Source organism: Actinoplanes sichuanensis, from assembly GCF_033097365.1.
GTDB lineage: Bacteria > Actinomycetota > Actinomycetes > Mycobacteriales > Micromonosporaceae > Actinoplanes > Actinoplanes sichuanensis.
In genome coordinates, this window is sequence record NZ_AP028461.1 from 6,245,186 (window position 1) to 6,256,972 (window position 11,787).

General features: G+C 69.2%; 12 protein-coding genes. 4 read left to right on the plus strand and 8 right to left on the minus strand.

The annotated features are described in order from the left end of the window. Positions 1-29 precede the first annotated feature (29 nt). Positions 30-653 (plus strand): lipoprotein, encoded by a 624-nt coding sequence (locus tag Q0Z83_RS28770; RefSeq protein ID WP_317786350.1) that lies wholly within the window; start codon positions 30-32, stop codon positions 651-653. Positions 654-675: 22 nt separating this feature from the next. Here the strand turns inward: Q0Z83_RS28770 and Q0Z83_RS28775 are convergent, their stop codons facing one another. Both Q0Z83_RS28775 and Q0Z83_RS28780 read right to left on the minus strand, forming a co-directional pair. After that, positions 676-2,325: a sensor histidine kinase gene (locus Q0Z83_RS28775; RefSeq protein ID WP_317786351.1), complete on the minus strand. Its 1,650-nt coding sequence runs from the start codon at positions 2,323-2,325 to the stop codon at positions 676-678. A gap of 61 nt (positions 2,326-2,386) precedes the next feature. Continuing rightward, entirely contained in the window at positions 2,387-2,815 is a 429-nt protein-coding gene (locus tag Q0Z83_RS28780; RefSeq protein WP_317786352.1) for a response regulator, read from the minus strand. A 130-nt stretch (positions 2,816-2,945) separates the two neighbouring features. Here Q0Z83_RS28780 and Q0Z83_RS28785 point away from each other — a divergent pair, with 130 nt between their 5' ends. Further along, positions 2,946-4,304 (plus strand): glycoside hydrolase family 3 protein, encoded by a 1,359-nt coding sequence (locus Q0Z83_RS28785; protein WP_317786353.1) that lies wholly within the window; start codon positions 2,946-2,948, stop codon positions 4,302-4,304. A 33-nt stretch (positions 4,305-4,337) separates the two neighbouring features. After that, positions 4,338-4,994 carry a glycoside hydrolase family 3 protein gene (locus Q0Z83_RS28790; protein WP_378079186.1) on the plus strand — a complete coding sequence of 219 codons (657 nt, stop codon included), beginning with the start codon at positions 4,338-4,340 and terminating at the stop codon, positions 4,992-4,994. A 117-nt stretch (positions 4,995-5,111) separates the two neighbouring features. Here the strand turns inward: Q0Z83_RS28790 and Q0Z83_RS28795 are convergent, their stop codons facing one another. After that, the gene (locus Q0Z83_RS28795; RefSeq protein WP_317786354.1) at positions 5,112-5,558 is read right to left on the minus strand and encodes a hypothetical protein; all 447 of its coding nucleotides are present in this window, start codon (positions 5,556-5,558) and stop codon (positions 5,112-5,114) included. 72 nt (positions 5,559-5,630) lie between these two features. Between Q0Z83_RS28795 and Q0Z83_RS28800 the strand changes: the two genes are divergently transcribed. Then, positions 5,631-5,966 (plus strand): gamma-glutamylcyclotransferase family protein, encoded by a 336-nt coding sequence (locus Q0Z83_RS28800; RefSeq protein WP_317786355.1) that lies wholly within the window; start codon positions 5,631-5,633, stop codon positions 5,964-5,966. Positions 5,967-6,227: 261 nt separating this feature from the next. On the opposite strand, the gene Q0Z83_RS28805 is transcribed toward Q0Z83_RS28800, so the two are convergent. From Q0Z83_RS28805 to Q0Z83_RS28825, 5 genes are all read right to left on the minus strand, one after another. Beyond that, positions 6,228-7,610 carry an aspartate aminotransferase family protein gene (locus Q0Z83_RS28805; protein ID WP_378079185.1) on the minus strand — a complete coding sequence of 461 codons (1,383 nt, stop codon included), beginning with the start codon at positions 7,608-7,610 and terminating at the stop codon, positions 6,228-6,230. A gap of 146 nt (positions 7,611-7,756) precedes the next feature. After that, on the minus strand, positions 7,757-8,548 hold the full coding sequence (locus Q0Z83_RS28810; protein ID WP_317786356.1) for an ABC transporter permease: 792 nt from the start codon (positions 8,546-8,548) through the stop codon (positions 7,757-7,759). Continuing rightward, on the minus strand, positions 8,545-9,408 hold the full coding sequence (locus tag Q0Z83_RS28815) for an ABC transporter permease (protein WP_317786357.1): 864 nt from the start codon (positions 9,406-9,408) through the stop codon (positions 8,545-8,547). Before Q0Z83_RS28815 ends, Q0Z83_RS28810 begins: the two co-directional genes overlap by 4 nt. A gap of 4 nt (positions 9,409-9,412) precedes the next feature. After that, positions 9,413-10,621, minus strand: a complete 1,209-nt coding sequence (locus Q0Z83_RS28820) for a polyamine ABC transporter substrate-binding protein (RefSeq protein ID WP_317786358.1) — start codon at positions 10,619-10,621, stop codon at positions 9,413-9,415. A gap of 41 nt (positions 10,622-10,662) precedes the next feature. Then, on the minus strand, positions 10,663-11,787 hold the full coding sequence (locus Q0Z83_RS28825; RefSeq protein ID WP_317786359.1) for an ABC transporter ATP-binding protein: 1,125 nt from the start codon (positions 11,785-11,787) through the stop codon (positions 10,663-10,665).

Sequence of the window (11,787 nt, forward strand, 5' to 3'; positions counted from 1 at the left end):
CCGGAGAACAGTGATCACTGGAGGAAATCTTGCGAATTCGGATCGGTATGACCGCCTGCGCCGTGCTGGTGGCCGCCGCGCTCACCGCCTGCTCGGGCGGCGGCGGTGACGGCGACGGCACGGCCGGGAAGCAGACCGGCGCGCCCTGGTTCGACGAGGTGACCGCGGCCGCCTCGGCCGGCCCCGCCACCGCGTGCGCGCTGCCGGTCAAGCTGCCGGTGGTGGAGAGATGGCGGGTCAAGCCGGTACGGCTGGACGGCGGCCCGATGGACGCCCTCGCCCAGCAGGGCGACGTCACGATGGCGTGTGAGATCGACGCGAAACCGGCCGGACCGATCGGTTTCCTGCGGGTCTGGATCGCCCGCCCGGACGCCACCCAGCCGCGCCCGGTCCTGGAGTCCTTCCTGGGTGCGGACCGCGGGCTGACGGATGTCGCCTACCGGGACGTCGACGCCGGCGGCCTGACCGCGGTCGAGGCGACCTACCTGCGGGAGGGCCCGACCGAGCCGGCCGGCAAGCGGGAGCGGGCCTTCGCCGTGGCCACCTCGCAGGGCATCGCCGTCGTCACGCTCAGCGGGCTGGACAACAAGCAGTACCAGGCCATGCTCCCGGCGTACGTGCTGGCCCGCCAGCAGATCACCCCGGCCGCCTGAGACCGGGCCGGGCCGGCTGCCGCTAGGGACCGGCCAGCGGCAGCCGGATGCAGACGACCGTGCCGGACGGCCGGTTGTCGGACAGCCGGATCGTGCCGCCGTGCAGCAGCACGATGGCCCGGGCCAGGCTGAGGCCCAGCCCGCTGCCGGTGCTGCCCTGGTGTCGGACGTTGCTGCCGCGGAAGAACCGGTCGAAGACCCGGCCGTGTTCGCCCTCCGGCGTACCGATGCCGCTGTCGGCGATGGACAGCTCGGCGGTCGTGTCGACGCTGCGCAGCCGGACGTGGATGGGCGCGCCCGGCGGGCTGTACCGGACCGCGTTGGACAGCACGTCGTCGACCACCTGCCGCAGTCGGACCCGGTCGCCGGGCAGACGCAGCGTGGCCGGCACCTCGGTGACCAGCGTGAGCCGCCCACCGCCGTGCCGCAGGCAGGTCACCGCGTCGGCCACCAGCGAGGCGAGGTCGAGTTCGTGCACGTTCAGGCCCAGGTGCCCGGAGTCCAGCCCGGCCAGGTCGAGCAGGGTGTCGGCGATCCGCTGCAGTGCCTCGGCGTTGCGGGCGATCACCCGGGTCATCTCCCGCACGTCCGGGTCGAGGCCGGTGCTCTCCTCGGCGAGCAGGGTGGCGTTCGCGGTGATCGAGGTCAGCGGGGTACGCAACTCGTGTCCGACCAGGTCCACGAAGTCGGCCTGGGCCCGGGCCAGCTGACGGGACAGCCCCTCGGCGCGGCGCTGGGCGACGAAGATCCCGATCTGTGCGGCCACCCCGTCGAGCAGGACGGTGAGCAGGTCCGGCTCGTACTCCTGGGTGCCGGCGTAGCAGGTCAGCACCCCGAGCAGGCTGCCACCGTCGCGGACCGGCACGGCCAGCGCGGTCCGTACCCCGCGACGCAGGCAGATCTGCACCCGCTCCCGTTCGTGGGCGGTCCGCAGGTCGGAGCTGAGCGCGATGTCCGGTACCCAGATCGGGCGGCCGCTCTCCCACACCCGGCCGGTGATGCCCTGCCCCCACTCCGGGGTGTGGCCGAAGAAGCCCTCCGGGTCGAGACCGGCCGCGTCCCAGTGGCCGACCGACTGGAGCAGCCGGGTCGCGTCGTCGATCAGGAACAGTTCGGCGCACGGCCAGCCGAGGGTGGCGGTGACCGCGCGCAGCAGGTTCGGCGCCGCCTCGACCGCGGTGGACGCCTGTTTCAGCACGTGCTCGACGGCGATGTGGCAGTTGCGGAACCGCTCGACCCGGCGCAGCGCGGTCACCTCGTGGGCGACCGCGACCGCACCGAGCGGGTGCCCACCCGGCCCGGGGATCGGCTGCGCGCTGGTGTCGAAGATCCTCACCCGGTGCCCGGGCCGGCTGACCAGGATGTCCTCGGAGATCACGTGCTCACCGTGCAGGGCGCGCAGCAGTGGGTTCTCGGCCCTGGTCATCGGCCGCGCGTCGGGGGTGGCCAGATGCCGGAACGCCCGGTCGTCGAAGTCCGGCGGCAGCGGGCCGTCCGGGCCGACTCCGGTGATCTCGCGCATCGCCCGGTTCGCGAAGACCACCCGACCGTCGGCGTCACAGGCGAGCACCCCGGCGTCCATGCTCTGCAACAGGGCGCCGAGGAAGGCACCGTTGTCCAGCGCGGCCGCGGCCTCGTCCAGCACCACCATGACCCGCCCGATCCTGTTCACGCCAGGCCCGTGGTCACGGGCTGTGCCAAGCCTTACCCACTTCCTGATTCTCTATACTTTTTCATACTGAGACGGGTATGTCGGCCGGGCACCTGTTGTCCGCCGCGTCGTGGTCGTGCGGGCCGATCGCCACCAGCTCACCCATGGTCGCGAGCAGCTGATCGTTCGGGCACGGCTTGAGCATGATCGCGCAGATCTGCGCCGACGCGGCCCGCGGTTCACCGGGACGCAGGTGACCACTGAGCACGGCCACCGGGATCCGCCTGATGTCGTCGTCCGGGTGGCCGCGGATCGCGTCGATCAGCTCCCAGCCGTCCATCACCGGCATGCCCAGATCGGTGAGCACGAGGTCCGGGCGGTGCTCCAGGATGGCGTCGAACGCTGCCCTTCCGTCCGATTCCCGCAGCACGGTCATTCCGGTTCGCTTGAACACCCTGACCAGAACCAGGGCGATGTCCTCGTCGTCCTCAGCGATCAGCAATACGGCCATGTCAGCTCCGTGGAGAAGGTCCGTCGTTCCAGCATGCGCCAGCCCGCTACGGACCGGGGCAAGAACCGCATATCGCCACCTGGCACTCGCGCGTTCTCCCCTCGTGAAGAACCCTGACCAGGAGAACCGGATGCGACGACACCTCCGCCTCGCCGCGCTGGGCGCCGTCACGGCACTGACCGTGGCGGTCATCCCGGCGTCGGCCGGGACCGTCGGTTCTCCGGGGGCCGTCTATCTCGACGCCGGGCAGCCCGTCGAACGCCGGGTCGACGACCTGCTGTCCCGGATGACCCTGGACGACAAGATCGGCCAGATGACCCAGGCCGAACGGGCCGAGGTGACCGGCGATCCCACCCTGGTCACCCGGTGGCGGCTCGGCTCGGTGCTGTCCGGCGGCGGATCGGCGCCCACCCCGAACACCCCGGAGTCCTGGGCCGCGATGGTCGGCGAACTCCAGAAGGCCGCCCTCGCCACACCGCTGAAGATCCCGCTGCTGTACGGCGTCGACGCCGTGCACGGCCACGGCAACGTGCCGGGCGCCACCGTCTTCCCGCACAACGTCGGCCTCGGCGCCACCCGTGACTCCGCCCTGGTCGAGAAGGTGTACCGGGCCACCGCCGAGGAGATGCGGGCCACCGGCATCCCCTGGGACTTCGCGCCGTGCGTGTGCGTCACCCGCGACGAACGGTGGGGCCGCTCGTACGAGAGCTTCGGCGAGGACCCGGCCCTGGTCGCCCGGCTCGGTGGCAGTGCCGTCGACGGGCTCCAGCGCAACGGGGTGGTCGCCACGGTCAAGCACTTCGCCGGGGACGGCGACACCCGGTACGGCACCGGGGACAGTGGTTACCCGATCGACCAGGGTGTCACCGTCGCCGGCCGGGACGACTTCGAACGGGTCTCGCTCGCGCCGTACGCCGCCACCGTCCAGCGGCACGGGGTGTGGAGCGTCATGCCGTCGTTCTCCAGCACCGACCTGACCGGCAGGCCGGTCAAGATGCACGCCGACCGGGACCTGCTCACCGGCACGCTCAAGGAGCGGCTCGGCTTCGACGGCTTCGTGGTCAGCGACTGGGAGGCCATCCACCAGCTGCCGCCGGACGCCCCGGCCGGAACTCCCGAACCCACCGCGGCCCAGGTCCGGGCCGCGGTCAACGCGGGCGTCGACATGTTCATGGAGCCGACGACCGCGGCCCTCTTCCAAGAGAATCTCGAGGCGGAGGTACGGGCGGAGCGTGTCCCGATCGACCGGATCGACGACGCCGTCAAGCGGATCCTGCGGGTCAAGTTTCGGCTCGGGCTGTTCGAGAACCCGTATCCGGCCACCGGACCGGTCGGTACCGCCGAGCACCGGACGCTCGCCCGGGACGCGGTCGCCGCCTCCCAGGTGCTGCTCAAGAACACCGGGAACGTGCTCCCGCTACGCCGGGACGCGCGGATCTACGTGGCCGGTCGCAACGCCGACGACCTCGGCAACCAGTCCGGTGGATGAACCGTCGACTGGCAGGGCCGCAGCGGCGACGTCATCCCCGGGACCACGATCCTCGACGGCATCCGGGCGATGGCCTCCGACGTCACGTTCAGCGCCGACGCGTCCGCCCCGATCCGGGCCGGTGACGTCGGTGTCGTCGTGGTCGGCGAGACGCCCTACGCCGAGGGGTTCGGTGACGTCGGCGGCGCGCCCTGGAAGCACGGCACCGCCGAACAGCGGGAACCCAAGTCGCTCAGCCTGCAGCCGTCCGACCGGGCGGTGGTCGACAAGGTCTGCGGCGCGGTCTCCTCGTGCGTCGTACTGATCGTCTCCGGGCGGCCGCAGCTGATCACCGACCAGCTGGGCCGGATCGACGCGCTTGTCGCGTCGTGGCTGCCCGGCAGCGAGGGCGCGGGCGTCGCCGACGTGCTCTTCGGCACGAAACCGTTCACCGGGCGGCTGCCGGTGTCCTGGCCGCGCTCGGCCGATCAGGTTCCGGTCAACGTCGGCGACGAGACCTACCAGCCCCTCTTCCCGTACGGCTGGGGCCTGCACACGGGCGTCAAGGACACCCGGGCCGTCGCCGTCGACCGGGTGGCGGCCGGCGCGGCCCCGGACGGCTGGCAGTCCCTGATCGCCGACGCCGAAGCCGCCACCGAGTCCGGCGACCCGGCCCGCGCCGCATCCCTCCTGAGCTCACTGACCCCGTGACCGCCCCTCTCACCCCGCCGACGCCCGACCCCGCATCCCGCGATCTTGCGCCCTCGCGATCTGGTGAGCTTGCGCCCGGGTAGCCGCAACCTCACCAGATTGCGCCTCGCGGCGCTTCTAGGGTGGGTCCCAATGGGCGGGGTTTGCGGCCAGGTCGCGGCGCACCGCTTCGAGGATGGCTCCGGCGTCGCCGGACGTGCCGTGGCTCAGGTGCCGGTAGCGGATGCCGTGGTCGTCGGAGGGTTCGGCGGTGCGGGCCAGTGTGATCAGGGCGGCGATGTCGTGCAGGCCGATCCGGGTGGCGAAGTCGACGGCCTCGGTCACCTGTTCCGGGGTGAGATGCTCGAGGGCGGAGTTCATGCCGTTGGCCATCGTGGCACTGTGGATGCCGGCCAGCCAGGCCAGGCCGCGCAATCCGGGTGGGACGTCGTCGCCCGGCGCGCCCGCGAACCTCATGGCCCAGTTCAGGTCGAGGGCCTTCTCCCAATAGGGGTAGGCGAGGTGGTCGGCCGCGGAGAGCGTGCGCGGGTGGTCCGGATCGGGGAGGCCGGGCGGCTGGTTCACGCCGCAGGTTAACCCGCTGCGCCCACCGTCTGCGGCATGATCATCCCGGGGCCTCCGGATAGGATCGTGATCATGGCGCTGCTGTTCTCCTACGGGACCCTGCGTGATCCGGCTGTGCAGCGGAGTGTGTTCGGGCGTGAGCTGGACGGGCGCGCCGACCGGATCGTCGGGTTCCGGGTCGAGCGGCTGGAGATCACCGATCCGGAGGTGCTCGCGGTCAGTGGCGAGACCTTCCACCCGATTCTGGTGCGCACCGATGACTCCGGGGAGACGGTCGAGGGGTCGGCGCTCGAGGTGACCGAGGCGGAGCTGCTGCTGGCCGACGGTTACGAGGTCGACGACTACCACCGGGTCGCGGCGCCGCTCGCGTCCGGTGACACCGCCTGGGTCTACGTCGCCCGCGACTGACGGCGACACGGCTCCGGCCGGCTCCGCCCCGCCCACGACAGACGGCGACACGTCTTCAACCTGGTTCACCTCGCCCGCGACAGACGGCGGCACGGCTCGGGTCGCCGGTGGGGGGCTCGCCGGACCACCGCATAAGCCCGGCGGTCGCGCTGTCGGGCCGGACCGGACCCGTGCGTCGCGGTGTAGGGGACGGTGCTCTTCGTAGCCGTACAAAAGCAGAACGCGCCGATCGGAACCGGCGCGCCTGCGGTGAGATGACGGTCAGAGGAGCTTCTGGGCTTCGGTCAGGACCGAACGGAGGATCTGTTCGATCTCGGCGAACTGGGTCTCCGTCGCGGTCAGCGGCGGCGCCAGCTGGATCACCGGGTCGCCGCGGTCGTCGGCCCGGCAGTAGAGGCCCGCCTCGAAGAGGGCCTGCGAGAGGAAACCGCGGAGCAGGCGCTCGGATTCGTCGGCGTTGAAGGTCTCCTTCGTCGCCTTGTCCTTGACCATCTCGATGCCGAAGAAGTAGCCGTCGCCGCGGACGTCGCCGACGATCGGCAGGTCCAGCAGGCGCTCCAGGTAGGAACGGAAGAGCGGGCTGTTCTCGCGGACGTGCTGGTTGAGGCCTTCCCGTTCCATGATGTCGAGGTTGGCCAGCGCGACCGCGGAGCCGACCGGGTGGCCGCCGTAGGTGATGCCGTGCGCGAACCAGTTGGTGCCGGACAGGAACGGCTCGGCCAGGCGGTCCGAGGCGATCATCGCGCCGAGCGGGACGTAACCGGAGGTCAGGCCCTTGGCGACGGTGATGATGTCGGGCTGGTAGCCGTACTTGTCGGCGCCGAAGTACTCGCCGAGGCGGCCGAACGCGCAGATCACCTCGTCGGAGACGAGCAGCACGTCGTAGCGGTCGCAGATCTCGCGGACCCGCTGGAAGTAACCGGGCGGCGGCGGGAAGCAGCCGCCGGCGTTCTGCACCGGCTCCAGGTAGACGGCGGCGACCGTGTCCGGGCCCTCGAACTCGATCTGCTCGGCGATCCGGTCGGCGGCCCAGATCCCGAACTGCTCGGGCGTCATGTTCTCGTCGGGGCGCCGGTAGTAGTTGGTGTTCGGCACCCGCATCGTCGACGGTACGAGCGGCTCGAAGTCCTGCTTGAACGGCGGGATGCCGGTGATCGACAGGGCACCCATCGAGCTGCCGTGGTAGGCGACGGCCCGGGAGATCACCTTGGTCTTGAGCGGCTTGCCGACCCGCTTGAAGTAGGAGCGGGCCAGTTTCCACGCCGACTCGACGGCCTCCGAGCCGCCGGTGGTGAAGAAGACCCGGTTCAGGTCGCCGGGCGCCAGGTCGGCGAGACGGGCGGCCAGTTCGATCGCCTTCGGGTGGGCGTACGACCAGATCGGGAAGTAGGCCAGCTCGGACGCCTGCTTGGCGGCGGCGTCGGCCAGCTCCTGCCGGCCGTGCCCGGTCTGCACCACGAACAGGGCGGACAGGCCGTCCAGGTAGCGGCGTCCGGTGGAGTCCCAGACATAGCAGCCGTCACCGCGGGTGATCACCGGGACCGGGGCGCTCTGGTAGGCCGAGAGGCGGGTGAAGTGCATCCAGAGGTGGTCTCGGGCGGTGTTGGACAGTGCGTCCACGTCAGCGGGTGATCGGTCTGTCACGGGTATCTCTCCCACTAGTTCCAGAGGTAACCATGATCCTGCCCACGGAATCCGTAGCACACAAGAGATCCCACCACTATTTCCGCAGGCTTAACAGAAATCGGCCCGGCGCTTGAGGTAAGCGCCGGGCCGATTCGCACCGTCTGTTACGCGGCGACCTTCTTCTTCGACCGCGAGCGGACGTTGGAGATCACCGCGAACAGCACGCCGGCCGCGAAGATCATCGTCCCCATCACGTTCACCTGCGGCGGCAGGCCGACACGGGTGGCACCCCAGATCCACAGCGGGAACGTCTCGGTGGTTCCCGCGGTGAAGTTGGTGATCACGAAGTCGTCGATGGACAGCGCGAACGCGAGCATCACGCCGGACATGACGGCCGGCAGGATGATCGGGAAGATCACCTTCCAGAAGGTGGTCCACCCGGTCGCGCCCAGGTCCGCCGCCGCCTCCTCGAGGGATCGGTCCAGGGTGACCACCCGGGCCCGGACCACGATCGCGACGAACGACACCGAGAACATCACGTGGGCGATGGTGATGGTCACCGCGCCGAGCGAGGCACCCATCGACACGAACAGGCTGAGCAGCGACGAACCCATCACCAGCTCGGGCGAGGAGATCGCGGCGAACATCAGCAGGTTCAGGCCGCCGGCACCGCGGAACTGGAAGCGGCCCAGCGCGTAGCCGATGCCGGTGCCCAGCGCGCCGGCGATCAGCGCGGTCAGCACCGCGACGAGCAACGACGTGACCAGCGCGTCGGTGAGCGCCTCCAGGGCGAACACGTCCTTGTACCACTTGAACGTGAAGCCCTGCCAGGTCTGGTTGTACCGGCCGCTCGGATTGTTGAACCCGAACAGGATCATCACCGAGATCGGCAGGATCAGCCAGCCGATCAGCATCCAGGTGTAGACCTGCATGAGGCGGACGCCGCGGCCGTTCATCGGGCGGCCACCTTCATGACGTCCTCGGTGCCCAGCGCACGGGCGTACGAGAAGACACCGATCAGCAGCACCGCCATCAGGGTGAACGACAGCGCCGACGCCGACGGGTAGTCGGAGTTGGACAGGAACTTGGCCTGGATGACCTGGCCGATCATGGTGGTCTCCGAACTGCCGAGCAGCTCCGAGTTGACGTAGTCGGAGCTGGCCGGAACGAAGGTCATCAGCACGCCGGCGAAGACACCCGGCAGCGCCAGCGGGAAGATCACCTTGCGGAACGAGGTCATCGGGGAGGCGTACAGATCCCGCGCCGCCTCGACCACACGCGGGTCGATGCGCTCCAGGGCCACGTAGATCGGCAGCACCATGAACGGCAGGAAGCTGTACACCAACCCGAAGATGACCGCACTGGACGAGCCGAGCACCTGGAAGTCGTCCGGAAGGATCCCGGCCGACTTCAGCGGGTGCAGCAGCACGCCGTCGTCGGTGAGCAGCATCCGCCAGGAGATGGTGCGCAGCACGAACGACACGAAGAACGGCAGCATGATCAGGAACAGGTAGGTCGCCTTCTTCCTACCCCCGTAGAAGGCGATCCAGTAGGCGACCGGGAACGCCAGCACGATCAGCACGATCGACGTGACGGCGCCGTACACCAGCGAGCGGATCAACTGGGTCTGATAATCCGCCAACGACTCGGTGTAGTTCTGCCAGTGGCCGGTGAACACGAAGCCGTTGACGATGTCGCCCTCCTGCAGCGACAACGACAGCATGGTGACCATCGGCACCGCGAAGAACAGCAGGAGCCACAGCCCGCCGGGCAGGACGAGCAGATAGGGCGTGAGTGTACGTTTCACCCGGTCCATGCGATTACCCGAGCACGATCGGCTGGAACACCCGCTCGAAGTCGTTCTTCTCCTCGGCGGTGTTGAAGTTGACGTAGTAGTGCAGCCGCTTGTACTCGGCGTCACCGGGGAAGACCAGCGGGCTGTCGGCCACCGAGAGCAGGAACTCCTTGTCCTCGCCGGACGCGGCGGCCGCGTGCTTCTTCATCTGGGCCTGCGCGCCGGGCACCGGGCACACGTAGTTGATGTACTCGGCCAGGGTGGTGGCGTTCTCCAGGTCGTACAGGAAGTCCATCAGCTCGATGGCGTCGACCGGGTTCTCGGCGGTGACCGGGATGGCCATGTTGTCGGTCCAGATGGTGCCGCCCTCGGACGGGATCACGAACTTGAAGTTCGTGCCGTCGGAGACGTTCTTCTGGAAGATGTCACCGGACCACGCCTGAGTGATCCAGACCTCGCCCTTGCCCAGCGCGTCGACGTAGCTCTGGTCGTAGTAGTTGCGGACGATGCCGCCGTCCTTCTGCTCCTTGAGCTTCGCCGCCGCGGTCTTCCACGCGGTCTCGTCCGACTTCGACGGGTCCAGACCGGCCGCGAGCAGGCCGAAGTTGCCCAGCTCCTGGAGGTCCTTGAACATGCCGACCTTGCCCTTGTACTTCGGGTTCCACAGGTCGGCCAGGCTGGTCACCGGGTCGGTGATCTTCGACGGGTCGTAGGCGATGCCGGTGATACCGGACGCGTACGGGATGCTGAAGACGTTGCCGGGGTCGTACGAGGAGGCGGCGTACGACTTGGCCGCGTTGGCGGCGTAGTTGGGCAGCTTCGAGTGGTCCAGCGGGGCGAGGAAGCCGGAGTCACGGAACTGGCCGAACTGGATCGAGTTGGTGATGACCATCAGGTCGTAACCGATCGACTGCCCGGCGGACAGCTGCGGCTGGACCTTGGCGAACCACGGGCCCATCTCCTGGATGACCTCGTCGTACTTCACCTGGATGCCGGTCTTCTGGGTGAACTTCTTGAGTTCCGGCTTCTTCGGGTCCATGTAGAGCGGCCAGTTGGCGAAGTTGAGCTGACCCTTCTGGGTCTTGCCGTTCCAGAACTTCGCAACGGCGTCGGGGGCAATGCTGGCCTGCGGCTTGCCCTTGCCCTCCACGCCACAGGCGGCGAGGAAGGCGCCCATCGCCGACAACCCGCCGAGGCGCAGCGCGTCACGGCGACCGAGCCGCGACTGCGTCATGCCTCGCAGGAGGGAGGGGCTCGGCTTATCGGTGGGGAACATCAGACTCCGATCGGGTACGAGTGCTGCGGGGCCCAAGTGAGGAAGACGCGCTCGCCACGAGACGCGACGTCCTCTGCGTCGTGAGCATTCTGGTCGAACACCACGAAGTCGGTTCCAGCGGTGGTCGCCACTGTGTAATTCGTCGAGGTCCCGTGGTAAACGACCTCGGTGACGGTGCCGGAAAGGAGGCTCCCGTTGACGTTGCTCGGAATCGTCCGGTGCAGGTCGATCTTCTCCGGCCGGACCGAGACCTCGATCTCGCGGCCCACGGCGACGCCCGCCGGGACCGGCACCACGACGCGCTCGCCGGGGGCCTTGTCGAGAACCGCGAAGCCCTGGTCGGACCAGCTGACCTTGCCGTCGATGATGTTGGAGGTGCCGATGAAGCCGGCCACGAACCGGGTCGACGGGCGCTCGTAGATGTCCCGCGGCGAACCGAGCTGCTCGATCAGGCCGCTGTTCATCACGGCGATGCGGTCGCTCATGGTGAGCGCCTCGCCCTGGTCGTGGGTGACGTAGACGAAGGTGATGCCGACCTCGCGCTGGATACGCTTGAGCTCGATCTGCATCTGCTGGCGCAGCTTGAGGTCGAGGGCGCCGAGCGGCTCGTCGAGTAGCAGCGCCCGCGGGTGGTTGACCAGCGCCCGGGCCAGCGCGACCCGCTGCTGCTGGCCGCCGGACATCTCCTTGGGCTGGCGCCGCTCCATGCCGGTCAGCGAGACGATCTCCAGCATCTCGCCGACGCGGCGCTTGATGTCGTTCTTGGCGACCTTCTTGCGCTCGAGGCCGAACGCCACGTTCTGCTGCACGGTGAGGTGCGGGAACAACGCGTACGACTGGAAGACCATGTTGACGTCGCGCTTGTTGGGCGCGACGCCGGTGACGTCCTTACCGTCCAGGAAGACCTTGCCGGCGGTGGGCTCCTCGAAGCCCGCGATCATCCGCATCGTGGTGGTCTTGCCGCAGCCGGACGGCCCGAGCAGTGAGAAGAACTCCCCCTGTCCGATCGCCAGATCCAGGCTCTTGACGGCGGGCACCGCCTCACCGTGCGACAGGTAGTCCTTGCGCACGCCGGCGAACTCGATCGCCGGGGTGGGGACCGGCGTGGAGGGAGGAGTGGTCAT